Source organism: Thioclava nitratireducens (assembly GCF_001940525.2).
Taxonomy (GTDB): Bacteria; Pseudomonadota; Alphaproteobacteria; order Rhodobacterales; family Rhodobacteraceae; genus Thioclava; species Thioclava nitratireducens.
In genome coordinates this window covers 1,018,160-1,035,098 of record NZ_CP019437.1, presented here as the reverse complement: position 1 = coordinate 1,035,098, position 16,939 = coordinate 1,018,160, and the positions used below count along the sequence as shown (strand labels likewise).

18 protein-coding genes are annotated in these 16,939 nt (G+C 62.1%); 4 read left to right on the top strand and 14 right to left on the bottom strand.

What is annotated here, in order from left to right; all coding sequences use genetic code 11:
* Nucleotide 1 precedes the first annotated feature (1 nt).
* The 10 genes from BMG03_RS05165 to BMG03_RS05120 form a co-directional block, all read right to left on the bottom strand.
* A complete protein-coding gene (locus BMG03_RS05165; protein WP_075777140.1) occupies nucleotides 2–592 on the bottom strand; it encodes an SRPBCC family protein in 591 nt (196 codons plus the stop codon).
* Nucleotides 592–1,485 (bottom strand): NAD(P)-dependent oxidoreductase, encoded by an 894-nt coding sequence (locus BMG03_RS05160; RefSeq protein WP_075777139.1) that lies wholly within the window; start codon nucleotides 1,483–1,485, stop codon nucleotides 592–594. Before BMG03_RS05160 ends, BMG03_RS05165 begins: the two co-directional genes overlap by 1 nt.
* A complete protein-coding gene (locus tag BMG03_RS05155; RefSeq protein WP_075777138.1) occupies nucleotides 1,482–3,860 on the bottom strand; it encodes a xanthine dehydrogenase family protein molybdopterin-binding subunit in 2,379 nt (792 codons plus the stop codon). Before BMG03_RS05155 ends, BMG03_RS05160 begins: the two co-directional genes overlap by 4 nt.
* Nucleotides 3,857–4,354 carry a (2Fe-2S)-binding protein gene (locus BMG03_RS05150; RefSeq protein WP_075777137.1) on the bottom strand — a complete coding sequence of 166 codons (498 nt, stop codon included), beginning with the start codon at nucleotides 4,352–4,354 and terminating at the stop codon, nucleotides 3,857–3,859. Before BMG03_RS05150 ends, BMG03_RS05155 begins: the two co-directional genes overlap by 4 nt.
* Nucleotides 4,351–5,220 carry an FAD binding domain-containing protein gene (locus BMG03_RS05145; RefSeq protein ID WP_075777136.1) on the bottom strand — a complete coding sequence of 290 codons (870 nt, stop codon included), beginning with the start codon at nucleotides 5,218–5,220 and terminating at the stop codon, nucleotides 4,351–4,353. The genes BMG03_RS05150 and BMG03_RS05145 overlap by 4 nt, the downstream gene beginning before the upstream one ends.
* 4 nt (nucleotides 5,221–5,224) lie before the next feature.
* A complete protein-coding gene (locus tag BMG03_RS05140; protein WP_075777135.1) occupies nucleotides 5,225–6,334 on the bottom strand; it encodes an ABC transporter ATP-binding protein in 1,110 nt (369 codons plus the stop codon).
* 13 nt (nucleotides 6,335–6,347) lie between these two features.
* A complete protein-coding gene (locus BMG03_RS05135) occupies nucleotides 6,348–7,313 on the bottom strand; it encodes a carbohydrate ABC transporter permease (protein ID WP_206184188.1) in 966 nt (321 codons plus the stop codon).
* 1 nt (nucleotide 7,314) lies between these two features.
* Complete coding sequence (locus BMG03_RS05130) at nucleotides 7,315–8,160, bottom strand: carbohydrate ABC transporter permease (RefSeq protein ID WP_206184189.1); 846 nt, start codon at nucleotides 8,158–8,160, stop codon at nucleotides 7,315–7,317.
* Nucleotides 8,161–8,291: 131 nt separating this feature from the next.
* The gene (locus tag BMG03_RS05125; protein WP_075777163.1) at nucleotides 8,292–9,623 is read right to left on the bottom strand and encodes an extracellular solute-binding protein; all 1,332 of its coding nucleotides are present in this window, start codon (nucleotides 9,621–9,623) and stop codon (nucleotides 8,292–8,294) included.
* Nucleotides 9,624–9,863: 240 nt separating this feature from the next.
* Nucleotides 9,864–10,589 carry a TetR/AcrR family transcriptional regulator gene (locus BMG03_RS05120; protein ID WP_075777133.1) on the bottom strand — a complete coding sequence of 242 codons (726 nt, stop codon included), beginning with the start codon at nucleotides 10,587–10,589 and terminating at the stop codon, nucleotides 9,864–9,866.
* Nucleotides 10,590–10,767: 178 nt separating this feature from the next.
* Between BMG03_RS05120 and BMG03_RS05115 the strand changes: the two genes are divergently transcribed.
* The 3 genes from BMG03_RS05115 to BMG03_RS05105 all read left to right on the top strand — a co-directional run bounded on the left by BMG03_RS05115 (nucleotide 10,768) and on the right by BMG03_RS05105 (nucleotide 14,448).
* Nucleotides 10,768–11,079 carry an NIPSNAP family protein gene (locus BMG03_RS05115; protein ID WP_075777132.1) on the top strand — a complete coding sequence of 104 codons (312 nt, stop codon included), beginning with the start codon at nucleotides 10,768–10,770 and terminating at the stop codon, nucleotides 11,077–11,079.
* A gap of 831 nt (nucleotides 11,080–11,910) precedes the next feature.
* Nucleotides 11,911–13,689 (top strand): SLC13 family permease, encoded by a 1,779-nt coding sequence (locus BMG03_RS05110; RefSeq protein WP_244270996.1) that lies wholly within the window; start codon nucleotides 11,911–11,913, stop codon nucleotides 13,687–13,689.
* 330 nt (nucleotides 13,690–14,019) lie between these two features.
* A complete protein-coding gene (locus BMG03_RS05105; protein WP_208858033.1) occupies nucleotides 14,020–14,448 on the top strand; it encodes a response regulator in 429 nt (142 codons plus the stop codon).
* Between the two features lie 20 nt (nucleotides 14,449–14,468).
* On the opposite strand, the gene BMG03_RS05100 is transcribed toward BMG03_RS05105, so the two are convergent.
* The 4 genes from BMG03_RS05100 to BMG03_RS05090 all read right to left on the bottom strand — a co-directional run bounded on the left by BMG03_RS05100 (nucleotide 14,469) and on the right by BMG03_RS05090 (nucleotide 15,751).
* Complete coding sequence (locus BMG03_RS05100; RefSeq protein ID WP_075777129.1) at nucleotides 14,469–14,951, bottom strand: sensor histidine kinase; 483 nt, start codon at nucleotides 14,949–14,951, stop codon at nucleotides 14,469–14,471.
* Nucleotides 14,952–15,040: 89 nt separating this feature from the next.
* A complete protein-coding gene (locus tag BMG03_RS20665; protein WP_157771557.1) occupies nucleotides 15,041–15,202 on the bottom strand; it encodes a hypothetical protein in 162 nt (53 codons plus the stop codon).
* A gap of 67 nt (nucleotides 15,203–15,269) precedes the next feature.
* The gene (locus BMG03_RS05095) at nucleotides 15,270–15,488 is read right to left on the bottom strand and encodes a hypothetical protein (RefSeq protein ID WP_075777128.1); all 219 of its coding nucleotides are present in this window, start codon (nucleotides 15,486–15,488) and stop codon (nucleotides 15,270–15,272) included.
* Nucleotides 15,489–15,544: 56 nt separating this feature from the next.
* Nucleotides 15,545–15,751: a cold-shock protein gene (locus BMG03_RS05090; protein WP_075777127.1), complete on the bottom strand. Its 207-nt coding sequence runs from the start codon at nucleotides 15,749–15,751 to the stop codon at nucleotides 15,545–15,547.
* A gap of 711 nt (nucleotides 15,752–16,462) precedes the next feature.
* On the opposite strand from BMG03_RS05090, the gene BMG03_RS05085 reads away from it, so the two are divergent.
* Entirely contained in the window at nucleotides 16,463–16,735 is a 273-nt protein-coding gene (locus BMG03_RS05085; RefSeq protein ID WP_099049354.1) for a DUF982 domain-containing protein, read from the top strand.
* Nucleotides 16,736–16,939: the final 204 nt, after the last annotated feature.

The window sequence follows — 16,939 nt, the reverse complement described above, 5'->3', positions numbered from 1 at the left end:
TTCAACCAAAGAGCCAGCAGATTCCAAACCCGAGGCCAAGACCGACCAGAAGCCATGCCGCGCGGTCGATCAGCGGAATATGCCCCACCGCCGCAGTAGCCACCGCACCCGTCGGGGCGGCGCCTGCGCTATCCGAACTTATATCCTCCGCCTCGCCGGTCACGACCCGCGAGAAGGCATTGAAGAAATCCTCGGCATTCTTGCGCGCGACGCCCTGGATCAATCGCCCGCCGACCGCGGCCAGTTTGCCGCCAACCTCGACATCGGCGACATAGGACAAGCGCGTGCCCTCGCCTTCGGGCGCGAGCTTGATTTCCGCGCCGCCCTTGGCGAAGCCCGCAGGGCCACCCTGCCCGCGCCCGGTGATCCGGTAGGAGACGGGCGGGACAAGATCGCTCAGCTCCACCTTGCCGCGAAAACTGGCCGAGACCGGGCCGACCCGCGCCACGACCGTAGCGGTGAATTCGGACTCACCCGTCTGCTCCATCGCCTCGCAGCCCGGGATCGCGCGGCGCAGCACCTCGGGATCGTTGAGCCCACGCCAGACGGTTTCGGGATCGGCCGGGATCAGGTGATCGCCTTCGAACCGCATCACCCGGCCTCCGCATGGATCGCGTTATAGGCGCGGTAGAGCGCCTGCGTGCCCTCTTCGCCGAAACCGTCATCCACCAGTTTGCCATACAGGCTGTGCGCCAGAGACAGGCCCGGCAGATCGAGACCCAGTCTTTCGGCCTCGCTCAGCGCGATCGACATGTCCTTGACGAAATGATGGACGAAGAAGCCGGGCGCGAAATCCTCATCGACCATTTTCGGTCCGAGCCCGTTGAGCAGGAAGCTCGACGCGGCCCCGGTTCCGATGACCTTGAGAACCTGCATCGGTTCCAGACCGGCGGCGCGCGCATAGCTGATGCTTTCCGCGACCGCGAGCATGGTCGAGGCGATAGCGATCTGGTTGGCCATCTTGGTGTGCTGCCCAGCCCCCGCCTTACCCATCAGCGCGATATTTCCGCCCATCAACTCCAGCACCGGCAGAACCCGCTCGAACGCCCGCTGGTCGCCGCCCAGCATGATCGCGAGCTTGCCCGCTTTCGCGCCGACATCGCCGCCGGACACCGGTGCATCGAGCGCGGAGATATTGCGTGCAAGAGCCGCCTGCGCGATCTTCGCGGCCAGAGCCGGGCTCGAGGTGGTCATATCGATCAGCACCGAGCCCGGGCGCGCCTTGGCGATGATCCCACCCTCACCGAGGTAGACCTGTTCGACATCGGCGGGGTAGCCCACGATGGTGATCGTGATGTCGCTGGCCTCGGCCACGGCGCCGGGACTGTCACACCATGTCGCCCCCTTCGCGACGAGGGCATCGCCCTTGGCGCGGGTGCGGTTGTAGATGTTGAGCGGATGCCCCGCGGCGAGGATATGCCCCGCCATGTGCTGGCCCATGATTCCGAGTCCGATGAAGCCGACGCTGAGTTTCTCTTCTGTCACGGCTGGGTCCTTTTCGTTGAGCTGGGCGCGGTCTCCCGCAGGAGCGCGCGAATGGATTGGGGGGTCAGCGGAAGACGCTCGATCGTCACGCCGCGCGGCGCGAGCGCGTCGCTCACGGCATTGGCGATCACGCCGATCGCACCCATCACGCCGCCTTCGGCCATGCCCTTGATCCCGGCGGGCGTGCGGCGGTTCGGCGTATGGTGATGCAGGATTTCGAACTCCGGCAGTTCGTTCGGGGAGGCCACGAGGTAATCGGCGAGCGTCGCGGAAAGGTTCTGCCCCGTGCCGTCATAAACGACCTGTTCCAGCAGCGCGCCGCTCAGCCCCATCGCGATCGCCCCTTGCTGCTGGCCGCGCACGACGATCGGGTTGAGGACGGTGCCGGCGTCCTCCGCGACGAGATAGCGGTCGATCGAAATCGCCCCGGTCTGCGGATCGACCTCGACCTCGCAGGCATGGGTCGAATTGGAATAGGTCATCGCGGGCGGGTCGTAGCTGTGCGAGAAGTCGAGCCCCGGCGCGATCCCCTCGGGCAGCGCCAGCGGGTCGAGATAGGCGCGTCGCGCGACATCCGGCAACGCAAGCCCCGTCTCCTGCCAGTCGTCGCCAATCATCCGTTCGATCTGGCCCGCCCGCATGCGCAGCCCGCCAGCATCGTTGAGATCGAGCATCGAAGCCGCAATCGCGAGCACCCGCTCGCGCGCCTTGAGAGCACAGAGATAGAGCGTTCCGCCCCCGGCCGTCGCGCCGCGTCCACCGCGGCTGCCCATGCCATAGGGCGCGATATCGGTATTGCCCATATGGACCGTGACATCTTCCGAGCGCACGCCGAGCCCTTCGGCAACCGCCTGCGAAAGCGGGCTCTCGTAACCCTGCCCCGTGCCCATCAGCCCGACGGAGGCATTGACCGCCCCGCTCGGCTCGATCCGCACCCAGGCCGATTCATGCCCCGATCCGGGGATGCCGGCGGCTTTGTAGAATTCCGATCCGTAAGTTGTGCTTTCGATTACCGTGCAAAGCCCGAGCCCGAGAAACCGCCCCTCGGCGAGCGCCTTCTCTTGCCGCTCGCGGAACGCGGCGACATCGATCGCTTCCACGGCGATCTCGAGCGTTTCCCGCGGGCTGACATCCTCGAGGATTTCGCCCGTGGGCATCTTGTAGGGCAAATCCTCCGGGCCGAGCGCGTTGATGCGGCGCAGCTCGACCGGGTCGAGTTCGAGTTCGCGGGCGATGGCGTCGATCGTGCCTTCCATCACCCAGCTCGTGATGGCCATGGGCGCGCGCATCGGGCCAGCACCGCATTTGTTCGTCAGTGCGACGCGGACCTCATAGGCGTAGTCCTGAATCCGGTAAGGCCCGGTCATGATAAGCGCGATGACTCGGGCCATGTAATTGGCCGGGTAGAAGCAGTAGCCGCCGAAATCCTCGTCGATCTCGAGCTCGAGCCCGAGGATCCGTCCGGTTTCGCTGACCGAAGCGCGGGTGCGGCACTCGTATTCCCGCGCATGCGCGGCGGCCATCAGGTTCTCCATCCGGTCCTCGCGCCACCGAACCGGGCGTCGCAGGTGACGAGACAGAGCCGCGACCGTGAGTTCCTCGCGATAGAGCGCGATCTTCTGACCGAACGCGCCGCCCACATCGGGGCTAATGACCGTGACCTGGCTTTCCGACAGGCCCAGCCGCGCAGCAAGCTGGCTGCGCAACGGGTGCGGAACCTGATTGCCGATATGCATGTTCAGATGCGCGCGCCCTTCATCCCAATCGGCGACGCAGCCGCGCGTCTCCAGCGGAACATGGGTATGGCGATGAAGCGCGAAACGGGCCTCGACCACGCGATGCGCCTCGGCCCGGCGCGCGGCGGGATCGCCGACATTCAGGCTTTGATGCGAGACCAGATTGCTCGAAAGGCTGTCATCGACCAGCGCCGCGTCGGGCGCGAGGGCTTCCGCGATCGAGGTTACGGCCGGAAGCTGTTCATAGTCGACAGTAACGCACTCGGCCGCATCCTCGGCGAGGTAGCGATCCGTCGCGACCACGCAGACCACCGGATCGCCGTGGAAACGGACCTTGTCGATCGGCAGCGTCGTCATTTCGGTTGGCTGCAACCCTTCGATCGGCGGCGCGAGACGCAGCCGGGTCGTCATCTGATCGAGATCGCGCCCGGTGAAGACACCTACGACCCCGGGCATCTCGGAGGCTTCTGCGCTGTCGATCCCCAGAATGCGCGCATGAGCGTGGGGCGAGCGCACGAAGCTCACATGCAGCGCGCCGGGAAAGGCGAGATCGTCGAGATAGCGCCCGCGACCGGAGACGAGGCGCCGATCCTCCTTACGCGGCAGGGCGCGACCGATCTCTGTGAAATCACCGGTCATGCCGCCTCTCCACGCATCCGGGCCGCAGCCTTCAGCACGGCGGCGACGATATTCTGATAGCCTGTGCAGCGGCACAGATTGCCTGACAGGACGTCGCGCACCTCCTCTGCGGTCGGGTCCGGGTTCTCGCGCAGGTAATGCTCGAAGGTCACCACGATGCCGGGCGTGCAGAAACCGCATTGCAGTCCGTGTTCCTCGTGCAGCGCCTGCTGAAGCACCGAGAGGGCATCCGGCCGCCCCATGGCCTCGACCGTCGTGACCTCGTGGCCCTCCATCTGGGCGGCGAAAGTCAGGCAGGCACGGGCCGGGCGCCCGTCGATCAGGATCGTGCAGGCACCGCAGACGCCGTGCTCGCAGCCAACATGGGTGCCGGTCAGAGCAAGATCCTCGCGCAGCACATCCGACAGGAGCTTGCGCGCAGGCACCCGAATTTCGTGGGTCTCGCCATTCACGCTCAGCGAAAGCGTCAGAGGGTCGTGTGTCGGAGCGGTCATGCACCCTTCTCCCGGTTCAACGCGGACTGGAACGCGCGAATGACGAGCGTTTCGGCAAGCTCCCGGCGATAGACCACGGGCACCTGCTCGCTGTCTTCGGGCGCAATCGCCGCGGCACTCGCGGCTGCGAGGTCACGGATGGTGTTCTCGTCGGCAGGCCTACCCTGAGCGCGCGCCTCGATCTCGGGCAGGCGCAACGGAACGGTATCGACGCCCCCAAGCCCGAGCCGCAAAGCAATGATCTTCCCCTCCGCGTCGCGCGCAAAACTGAGCGCGACGCTGACCAACGCGAAATCGCCGTGACGTCGGGAAAAGGCCTCGAAGGCCCACAGATCGCCGACGGGAAGCGGAAAGCGCAGCGCGGTGATCAGTTCGCCATCGCGCAGATCGACCGTCATGATCGATTGCAGGAAAGCGGAAGCGGGAACTTCGCGCGCGCCTGCAGTTCCCGAAATCACCAGCGTCGCCCCCAGCGTCACCGCGATCAACGGCAACTGGGCGGCGGGGTCCGCATGGGCGAGGCTGCCGCCGATCGTGCCGCGCTGGCGGATCGCATAATGCCCGATCGAGGCGGCAGCGGCACCGAGAAGCGGCAGGCTCCGCTGCACTTCCGGCGCATTGGCAAGCCGGTGATGGCGCGTCAGCGCACCGATCTCCAGCATGTTCTCCTTCACCCGGACGCGGTCCAGCTCGATCAGATCGTTGAGATCGACGAGATGGCTCGGACGCGCCAGTCGCATGTTCAGCATCGGCCCGAGGCTTTGTCCTCCGGCAATCGGTTTCGCTGCGGGTCCATGCGCGCGCAATAGTGCCAACGCCTCAGCGAGGTTCGCGGGCCGATGGTAGGTGAAAGGGGCCGGTTTCATCGCTTCAAACTGCGTTCCAGACCAGCGACTGACCGGTTTCGCGATCGAAGACATGCAGGCGGTTGAGATCCACTGCGAGGGTGATGTCCTCGCCGAACGCATGGCGCAGATCCTTGCCGACGCGGAAGAACAGCTCCTCGCCGCCGAAATCCATACCCAAATACTGATCCGAGCCAACCGGAAGCACTGAAGTCACTGTGCCGCTGAGGGCATTGTATCCCGGCTCGGCGGTGCCTTCCGCGACATCCTCGGCCCGGATACCCAGCCGCACCGCGCGACCCTCCTGCCCTTTCAGGCGCGCCGCCTGATCGACCGGCAAAACAAGACGCAGCCCATCGCGGACGAAGGCCATCTCGCCATCCGGACCTGCCTCGAGCACGCCGTCGAAGTAGTTGATAGGCGGGCTGCCGAGGAACGACGCCACGAAGGTGTTCGCCGGGCGCTCGTAAATGTCGTCAGGCGTGCCGATCTGCTGCACGACCCCGTCATTCATCACCACGATACGATCCGCGAGCGTGAGCGCCTCGGCCTGATCGTGGGTCACGTAGACGAAGGTCGTCTCCATCGCGCGGTGAAGTTCCTTGATCTCCGCCCGCATCGAGATGCGCAGCGCCGCATCGAGGTTCGAGAGCGGTTCATCCATCAGGAAGACCGACGGATCACGGACCATCGCGCGGCCCAGCGCCACACGCTGGCGCTGGCCGCCCGAAAGCTGCGACGGACGCCGGTCGAGCAGGTGCGAAATCTCGAGCTTCTTCGCCGCATCGCGAACGCGCTCGTCGATCTCTTCCTTGGACGCGTTGCGCATCTTCAGCCCGAAGCCGATATTGTCGTAGACGGTCTTGTGCGGGTAGAGCGCGTAGCTCTGGAACACCATCGCGACGTCGCGCTTGTGCGGGGGCACGTAGTTCACGACCTGCTCGTCGAAGATCAGATCGCCGTCCGAGACTTCCTCGAGCCCTGCAATCATGTTGAGGGTCGTGGATTTGCCGCAGCCCGACGGGCCGAGAAGGACGATGAACTCGCGATCCTCGATATCGAGGTTGAGATCGCGCACGGCATGGAAGCCGTTGGCGTATTTCTTGTTGACGTTGGTGAAGCGGATCCGGGCCAAGACTTTGTCCTTTCTAACCTTTGACAGCCCCGGCGGTCAGACCGGAAACGATGTAGCGTTCGAAGACGATGGCCACGATGACCGGCGGCACGACCGCCAGGACGCCCGCGGCGTTGAGGAAGGAGAAGCTCACCGTGAAATCGGAGGTGAACGAGGCCAGCAGGATCGGTAGCGTTTGCGACGCAGAGGTCTGCGTGAACATCAGCGCGAGCAGGAACTCGTTCCAGCTGGTGAGGAAGGTAAAGAGCACCACGGCGACGAGCGAGGGCATCGAAAGCGGCAGGAACACCTTGATCAGCGCCTGGAACCGCGAACAGCCATCGACCCGCGCGGCTTTGTCCAGCTCGTCTGGGAGGCCCTCGAAATATTGGATGAGGATGAAGACCGTGAAGGGCACCGTGATCGCGAGATAGGTGATCACCAGCGATCCAAGCGTATCGAGCATCCCGAGCTTCCGGATCACCAGGAAGAACGGCACGACCAGCGCGATATCAGGGATCACCCGCGTGATCAGGATGAAATAGACCGAAGCGTTGCGCCCCCAGAACCGGATCTTCGCGATGGCATAGGCGGCCGGGACCCCGACAAGCAGGTTCAAGATCACCACCAGGGTCGCGACGATCAAGCTGTTGGCCATCGACGGCAAAAGGTTCTCGGCGGTCGAGGGGATGAAATCGCCCGCGGCCGGATCGGTGCCCGAGCGCGTGTCGTAGGTGACGGGCTCATCGTTTCCGGCGGTGAAGATCGCCTCGAAATTGCGCAAGGTGGGCTCTTCGGGAATCCAGTGCGGCGGTATCGAGACGATCTCCGTCTCGGTCTGGAAGGCCGAAGAGACAAGCCAGGACACGGGCGCGAGCACGTAGGCCGCCACGACGATCGCGGAGGCAAAAATCACCAGGCGCTGGACGATGCGCCCGATTTTCTGGCGGCGGCGGTAGTCGATCGTGTCGACAGGCGGGGTGATAGGCATATCGCTCATGTCAGATCTTGCGCCCCAGCGTTCGGATGAAGAGGTAGGAGAGTGCGAAAGTCGCGATTGCGAGGAGGTAGGACATCGCAGCACCGCTCCCGAAGGACAGGTTGCGGAAGGTCTCGACATAGATGTGCCAGGAGAGCACATGCGAGGCGCTGCCGGGCCCGCCCTCGGTCAGGATGAAGAACAGATCGAAATGGCGGATGGCCATCATCGTCTCGTAGATCATTACCAGCATGAAGCCGGGCTTCATCGCCGGCAGGGTGACATGCACGAAGCGCTGCCAGACCGTCGCGCCGTCGACGCGTGCCGCCGCGTAGAGATCGGACGGGATCGACTTGAGCGAGACCAGCAGAAGGATCGTCGCCAGCGGCACTTCCTTCCAGACGAAGGCATTGGCGATCAGAAACAGCGTTTTGTCCTGATCCCCCAGCCAGACCATGTATTTGTCGATGAAATCCAGCTGGTAGAGCAGGCCGTTCAGCGCGCCATAGCTGGAATCGTAGATCCATTTCCACATCAGCGCATTCGCGACGTAGGGGATCGCCCACGGCACCAGCAGGATCGTGGAGAGGATACGGCGACCGCGGAATTCCTGGTTCAGCAGCAGCGAGACAAGCAGCGCGATGAGGGCAATCGCGGTGACCGAAACGAGCGAGAAACTCACCGTGCGCCAGACCGCACCCCAGAAAGCTTCGTCGCCCAAGAGATCGGTATAGTTCTTCAGCCCGACGAAGGGGGTCCGGTTCGGACGGGTCAGCTTCATGCTGAAGAAGCTGATGTAAAGCGAATAGGCGATCGGGAAGACCGCGACCGCGCCCAGCACGGCCATAACCGGAGCAAGAAACAGCATCGCGCTGCGCTCCTCGTATCCCACCCGCCATCTCGGGCGTGTCGCCCGTGTCATTGCATTCGCCACGTCATGCTCTCCCGTTGCCCTGCCCGCTCGTCGGCGGGCCTTTCAAAAAGGCCCGCCGCGCTTGTTCAGTAGCTGTCCTTCAGCTCGTTCCAGAGATCGGCGGATTTCTGGACCGCGCCGGCGGCGTCGACATTGCCGAGGATCGCCGATTGCCAGGCCGAACCATTGGTATCGTTCCATTCGCCGAACCACGGGGTGACCGTGTCCTTCTTGCGCGCGAGCGCCTGCTGAGCCTGGATCATGTCGACATCGCCGTAGGAGTCGTAGGCCGCGCGGATCTCGGGATCCTCGAACAGCGGCTTGACGCCGAACCCGGCCCCGATATCGAGGAACAGGAGCTTCTGGAACGTGTAGGCGCCGTCTGCCTTGCCGCCGAACCATTCGATCAGCTTCGCTGCATTCTCGGCGCGGGCCTTGTCCTGCGCAGCCTGCGCCGACATGCCGTGGAAACGCATCCAACCGACCGTCGCGTGAGAGCCGTTGGCGCCCTGCGGCATCATCGCCTGCTTCACGTGGCCGGCGATCTGCGACTGTTCGGGGTCGTTGAGCATCCGCAGACGGTATTTCGCAACCATCGCGAAAGCATGGTTGCCCGCTGCGAAGGCTTTCAGACCAGCCAGCTCGCCGGTCTCGACACAGGCGGGCGAGACGATCTTGTGCTTGTTGACCGCATCGACGACCCAGCTCAGCGCCTCGACGGCCCCTTCTTTCGGGTCTTGCATCACGGCCATACCGTTGTCGTCGACCAGACGCCCGCCATGCGAATAGACCAGCGTCGAGATGAACTCGATCAGCCAGCTTTCCTGCGCCATTGCCAGCATCATCGGGTAGTCGGCAATGCCCTTCTCTTTCATCACGAGCGACTGCTCGACCAGCTCATCCCAGCTCGACGGCGGGGCGTCGAACCCAGCTTCCTTGAGCTTCGCCTCGTCATAGAGAAACGCCATGTAGTCGGTGTAATAGGTCAGGCCATATTGGCGACCGCCGTAGGTCATCGAGTCGGTGCAGAAGTCCTCGGCCTCGGCATTGTATTTCATCAGGCTGTCGAACTCGTCGACCGGGGCGATCCAGCCGGCTTCGGCCCATTCGGGGAGCCAGGAATCCGAGACCCACATGGCGTCGAGAGGAGCGCCGCCGACGAATTTCGCGACCATGCCCTCGCGGTATTGGGCCCAAGGCGAATTGCCGTAATTGACGGGAATCCCGGTTTCCTTGGTGAAGGCGCTGAGGTGGCTCTGCACGGTGTCAACTGCGGCCGACCACGTATGCATCGTCAGCGCGGCCGTTTCGGCTTTTGCCGGACGAACCAGACCCGGCGCCATGAGCGCGCCGGCGCCAGCTGCCGAGTAACGGAGGAAATCCCGGCGCCCGAGACGGCGCGTCTTATCCTTGAGCATCATTCGATTCCTTATGCGTGGCCGCCTCAGCCGAGCCCGATCAAAGCCCGATCCACAGCAAGCCGTCCCTGTTGGTCTTGTTTGTGAGGAATGACGCTATTGGCGATTTATTTATTCGTCAACTGACGACAAACGAAAAGTTGAAGATTTCCTTTCCGCAACGGAAATCGCACAAGTTTTCAGCACCTGCGGAGCCCTCCGCAGACGAAAATGCGACAAAAATGGAGCTGATTGCAGCGCTCAGCGGCCGCTGCACACCTCGACCATGTCCTCGAATCCCGCGAGGAACACACGAACATGCATCGAAACCACCTGATCTTCGGTGAGTGACAGGCTGCTTTGATAGATATGACGCCGAATCGCATAGTGAGAGATCGCACCATGCAGCGTCCACGCCATTTCGCGGAGCAATGCGGGATCTTCCGGCAGTTCCACGCCGCGCTCATGGGCCACCTCACGCATCACCGTCTCCAGCAACTGCATGACGATCGCTGCGATGTAGTCAGGCGCCATATTCGCCTCAGCCAGGGAGGCATAAAGGAACAATCGCAACCACTTGCGCGTCAATGTGGACTGAAGATAGTCGCGATAGAACGCATCGAGGCGCTTGGAAACGGGCTGCGATCGATCTTGAAGCTCCACGAACCAGACGGCCTTGAAGGCGCCAAGAATCTCTCGGTTATAGACCTCTTTGAGCAGGTCTTCCTTGGTCGGAAAGAAGCGATAGAGAAGGCGCTGGGAGATACCGCATTTCTCCGCCAGCTGACGCGTTTGCCCCGCCAACCCATTCTCGGCGAAGAATTCAGTAGCGACGTCCAGAATCTGAGCACGGCGCTCGTTGAACGGCATCCGCACAGTCCCCTGCGGCGAACCGGGCTTGCTTCCGGCGCCGTTCGTTTTGGACGAACCTTCAGTCATTTTCGGCTTGGTCTGCACGTTCTCCCCTTGGCACCCCTTGTTGTTCATTCTGGCGCCGGACGCAATGACTTGAGCCCCTTACATTAGCCCATTCCGCAGGAAGGCAAAGTCTGTTTTCGTCACTTGACGACTTATATGTTGCGAAAGCCCAGGATTTGGTCGTAGCTTCGGCCCGTCAGGTCGCGCCAGCGCCTGCGATTTTCTGCCCTTCATGCCGGAGCCCAACATGATCTACGAACAACGCACCTATCGCATCACGCCCGGGAAAGCGCCCGAGTTCCTGAAGCTTTATGAGGCCGAGGGCCTGCACATCATCACCCAATACGCGAAGCTGGCTGGATGCTGGATTAGCGACAGCGGCGTGCTGAACGCTGTCACTTTCCTCTGGGCCTATGAGGATTACGGCCACCGCAGCGCACAACGGGCCAAGCTGGGCGCGGACCCGGAATGGCAAGGTTTCGTGCCCAAGATCCTCCCCTATCTCGTGCATCAGGAAAGCATCTTCCTGCAGCCCGCAGCATTCTCGCCACTCGACTGAGACAGGCGTAGGCAGCGCGCACAGGCTTGGCCATCCACTGCGCCGCCTACGTTCTACGACGGATATCCGGCTGACACGTTCACGATACGCGTTTTCCCGACCATGATTTCCGTCGGGTAATGCGTATGCCCGAAATACCACTCGGCCGGCTGATATTGGCGAATGATATCGGTGAGATCGCTCGCGTAGCACCAAGGGAGCGGAGCTTCTGGGGGAGCGCGGCCGGATGCGGGGCACGATGAGTGACGACCACCGTCGCGCCATCGAAGAGCGCCGCCAGCTGCACGCGCGAAATCGCTCCACAGAGTGCCGCATAGGTAGCGCTTGTTTCCGACGGTGATCTTCCGGTTCTGAGCGGAATTTGCCCCAGCGTCGCGCGCGATCTTTTCGAGATTAACCTGAAGAACACGGCACCCGAGGAACCCATCAACAATTTCAGCCGGGCCACGCATCCGCACGGTGCGAAAAAAGCCAGATCTGGCTGATGCGAAAAAACGAAAGTCGGTATCTTAGTTGGCATCCGCGGTGCGAACTGACACGTGCCATGAGTTGGCTTTAGAGGTTCATCAGAGCGGATGGACCGGGGACCAGGTCGTCTGGCGATCAGCGAAAAAAGAGCAAAGAACTCCGATCTTCGCTCTGGCAAGGCAAGATAAATGCGTGCGAAATTCCATCTGGTGCGTATCGAAGGTATGTGGTTCCTGCCATCATGGCAGCGGACCTCACGACCAAGGATCGCATGATGACAGCGCCACAAATCACCTTGTTTGCGATTCTGGCCGGAACCCTCTCGCTGTTTCTGTGGGGAGGCTTCGCCACGACCTGGTTGCCTTGGCTTCGCTGATGGCCTGCGTCTTGACCGGGTTGGTTCCGGCCGATGCGGCGTTTGCAGGATTTGGTCATCCTGCCGTGATCACGGTGGCCTGCGTTCTGATACTAAGTCAGGGGTTACAAAATACCGGGGCGGTAGACTGGCTTGCGGGGGCAATTCTACCTTCCGAGGCAAAGCGTCTGACCAGCATGACGGCGCTCATAGCCCTTTCGGCTGTTCTTTCTGGCTTCATGAACAACGTCGGAGCGCTGGCGCTTCTCATGCCGGTCGCGATCCGGCTCGCCGGGCGGCTGGACCTGACACCCGGGCAGATGCTGATGCCCCTGGCCTTTGGCACGATCCTTGGCGGCATGACCACGCTGGTCGGCACACCGCCCAACCTGATCGTCTCGGGTTTTCGCGCCGAAGCCGGATTGGGGCAGTTCGGTATGTTCGACTATGCCCGCGTAGGTGTGGCGGTCGCCGTCGTCGGCGTGGCGTTCATCGCGCTTCTCGGATGGCGCATCGTGCCTGCGCGCAAACCGATGAGCACGGCAGGTTTCGACACTGGCAGCTATCTGACCGAGGTTCGGGTGCCCGAAAAAAGTAAGGCCGTGGGACTGACCCTGCGCAAGTTCGAACGCGGGATTGAAAAAAGCGGCGCGCAGATCATCGGGCTAATCCGCAACGACGTGCGGATGACCGCGCCACATGGCGGACGGCGCATACAGGCGGACGACGTTCTGATCCTGGAGGCCGAAGCTCAAGAGCTGGGCGAAGTATTGTCGGCCTTCGGCATCACGCTTGAAGAGGAGGAGAGCGGGTCGGCGCGAGCGGAAAGGAAAGCCGGAGAGACGACGTCACAGACCGAAAACGACGAAGCCGAGAGCAACACTTTCGCCGAGGACACCGCTGCAGCGACGAAGCCTTCGGACCGCGACGAGGATATCGTGTTGCGCGAATTCGCGGTGCTTCCGGGCTCTACGATCGTCGGGCAGTCCGCGACAGACCTGCGGCTGCGGACGCGCTACGGCCTCAATCTTCTGGCCGTCTCACGGGAAGGACGCCCCCCGCGGACGCGGCTGCGGACGCTGAAGCTGAAGCCCGGCGATCTGCTGATGATGCAGGGGCCCGCCGAGATCATGGCCGATTTCATGAACGAGACCGGCTGCGCGCCTCTGGGAGAGCGGGAATTGCATCTTCCCAACGCGCGAATGGCGATCATCGCCAGCGCGCTCTTGCTTGGTTCTATCGGCATTGCCACCTTCGGCCTGCTGCCGGCATCGGTGGCCTTTACGTTGGGGGTTCTGGGCTCGATGCTCCTGCGAACCGTGCCGCCCGGGCAGGTCTACAAAGCCATCGACTGGCCAGTCATCGTCCTGCTGGGATCGCTTATCCCGGTGGCCGGCGCGATGCAGACCACTGGCGCGGCAGATGTTCTGGCGCGTTTTCTGGTCGAGACGATCGCGCGCGGTAACGCCATCGCGGCTCTGGCGGCAATTCTGGTCACCACGATGTTTTTATCCGACTTGATGAACAATGCGGCCACGGCAGCGGTGCTGAGCCCAGTTGCCCTGGGCATCGCCGCTTCGCTCGACGTGAACCCCGACAGTTTCCTGATGGCGGTGGCGATCGGGGCATCTTGTGCTTTCCTCACGCCGATCGGGCATCAGAACAACACTCTCATCCTCGGGTCGGGCGGCTTTCGCTTCGGCGACTACTGGAAGCTTGGACTGCCGCTCGAGATGATCGTCGTGGCCGTAAGCTTGCCGCTGCTACTGATCGTCTGGCCACTTTAGACGCTCGCGAGGGCACGTGCTGACCAGCAGCCGTTTATTGGATACTAGAAAGCGAGCCCCTACTTCGCGGCAAGTCTTCAAAGCCATCCCCAATGGCCGCAGCCAAGTTCCAAGCCACACGGACCGGGCTCTGATCGCGGATCATCTCGCGGATTAGCGCCGATCTCGACACGACTGCCGCATTTGTTGCCGAGCGCCCCGTGACGTCCCATACCGACCCCGCCGTTTTGACCGTGACTGACGCGACACGCACCGAGAATAGATAAATATTAAATTCGCAAGGGAACCTCTCATGTGCGACAGCGTTAGCTAACGTATTCTGTATGCCAGATGCTCTACCGCTATGGCGTGTTGTCCTTGTGTCTTGGCAAAGCGCACCTCTTCCTCAGGCACCAAGGTGAAGCGATGCGCAATGACGCAATCAAGGTGCTCGTCGTCGAGGACGAGGCCATCATAAGGATGGATCTCGTTCTCGGGCTCGAAGAACTGGGCTACGATGTGATCGAGGCGAACTCCGCTGATGCTGCACTCAACCTGCTAGAAGCACGGCATGAAATTGACCTGCTAATTACCGATATCGATATGCCAGGCAAAATGGACGGAGTGGGACTCGCGCATGAGGTGCGGCGCAGGTTTTCCGCGTGCCAGATCATCATCATGTCGGGGCACGCAGCGCCCGAAACATTAGACCTGCCCAAGCGCAGTGCTTTTGTATCAAAACCGATCAGCCCCGGCGAACTCGCCGCGGCCTTCACCTGACGAAAAACTCTCAATATCATCTAGTGCGTCTGAGCCGGCATCCTCAGCGTGAAGGTCGTGCCGTCTGAAGCGGTGGACTCGACGGTCAACTCTCCATCGTAGGCGCGCCCGATTTCGGCCGCGATGTAAAGGCCGAGCCCCAATCCCTGCAAGCTGCTCTGCTTTCCGGGTCGCGAAAAGGGCTCGGACAGCGAAGCCCGAACCGCATCTGGGATCGGCGCGCCTCGGTTATTGACCGAGAGGAACAATTCGCCGCTTCTTTCAAAGCCCCGCACCTGGATCGGTTGGCTTCGGTCGCCATGCGTCACTGCATTGCCCAACAGGTTCGACAGCAATTGCCCGAGGCGCTGCGGATCCGCGACGATCGGATTTGGCAGGTCGATATCGCTCTCGAGCGGAACGGTCGTTCGGCGCTGGTTGTCGAACCCGTTCCGGCCGAATGACCTATTCGCTAAGAAAGCGAAGCGGCAGGAGTTTCCTCCCGCCGCTTTGCCTCCCGACAAGTCGTGTGGCGAGCATCGTTAAGTTCTTGTGAAACCTCACATCGCTCAGCCCTCTTGCCAGGAACTCCGGTCCCTATTTTCAAGGAAGACTATTCCTGAACACCGCCCGACAGGGCGCTGCGCTCGTCCGATATCTTTTCTTCGGACAAACTCCGGAAGAAGTGGTGCCAAGCAAGGGCTGCATGGCCCTTGGAATGCGCGTGGTCCTTCGTCTGGGACTTCTTGCCCGCAGGCATTTTTTCGACAGCCATATTTCGGCCCTCCCTTTAATCCCCGAGAGATACTCGGGAAATTCCTGTGGATGACCGAAATATCCGGTCAGCGTCGCGGCTTCTTCCCGCGCGGAGCCTCTGCCGCGGCACTTTCGTCCGCATCCCGCTCCATGCGCGCCGCGCGCAAGGTCGCGGTCAGCTCCGCTCTTTTCTCGGCGTCATCGTCACGGATGAGGCGCACTGCAGCATCCGTCTTGTCCTGAGCCGTCGTGGCTTTCTTGGGCAGATCACGGAAAAAGCCGTCCACATTGTAATTGCGGGGCATATGCCCTCCTTGGTTGCGAAATCCGGCCCACCGGGCCGGATATGGAACCTTTGCGTTCAGCCGAGCGCCAGATCGCAGGCGGACTCACGCCCGTCGCGTCCGGTTTCGATCTCGTAGGTGACGGCCTGTCCGTCATCGAGCTGCGAGAGGCCCGCGCGCTCGAGGGCCGAAATGTGGACGAAAATGTCACGTCCACCGGTCTTCGCTTCGATAAAGCCGAAGCCTTTGGTCTGGTTGAACCACTTCACGGTGCCATTGGCCATCGTGATGTCTCCTCAAATATTGCGGTCCGCGGAATGCGACAGCCCGGCTCAGTCAATTCAATAAGGCAGACTGAAGCCAAGTAGGGAGACAGGTTGCAGAAGGGAATAACGTAGCTCGATTTGTCTACGCCAGTTTGACCCATTAAGCAAAGGAAATGAGCGGCACTCCATCGCGCTACCCGGCCTCCCCCTGACGAAAGCCGATTAATATCGAGCACAATCAATCTGTTGTGCGAAAACGCGGGCGCGCACTGCAATTTCCTCGCAATCGCGGCGCCGATCGCTTATCTGTGAACTTGCATATCTTAATTCTCGGACCCTGTTCCTTCCGGCTCAGCGACGATCTTGAGCTTTGTCGGGCCGCGCGTTTTCGAAGGCGGCATAAGGAAAAGGAGCCTCACCCGGCCCATAGCGCCGTGACGCCGTTCGAGCAGACCAGCCTCTCAGCAACCATGCCTCGCGGGCTCTGGTCGATAGCACATATTCCACCCCTTGCGGGTTCGCCGCGAGCTTCGCACATCGAAAGTGCCGGATCGTGATCCGCGCGCGTTGACGCTGAAGCGTCACGATCCGAACGGAAAGACATCTGGCGCGCAATACCGCGCGTCGACCCAATTCACCGCATGGCGCAGGCCTCGCCCGCACCGTGCCTCCGTGATCGCGCGACCAGTCAGACCGGTCCCTTCACGCACTCTTGGAAAGATACGAAACATGATCGAAATTTACTGGGGCAAACCCATCTCTCTCGTCGTGTCGCCCGAAGGCGACGTCAAGAACTTCAGCACCATCGAACAGGTGCATTACTGGCTTCGCAAGAAGTGGCCCGTCGCCGACACCGCGCAAGACCATGCGATCGAATGCATCGAGGCCGCGATGGACTGCCTGGGTTCCGTGGGCGATGCCCGCAGCGCCTTCCTCGGCGCCGCAGGCACCGCCGGTTTCGTGCCATTTGAACCAGCGGCTCGTGCCCTTCTTGCAGCCTGACCGGTTCGCCCCTGCGGCACCCCGTCCGTAACGGGGCCCGCCGCGCTAAGCGCCAAGGCTGCAGACTCTGCGATCGAAACTTTTCGACGGCCTATTCCCTTCACCGCAAGCTGACCCTGCCGATCGTGGATACTGGGGACAAAGTCTGGAGCAAGGGCACGGGCGCCTACTTCCTGGTGATACCGTGCGGGCCTCCCGCCGCCG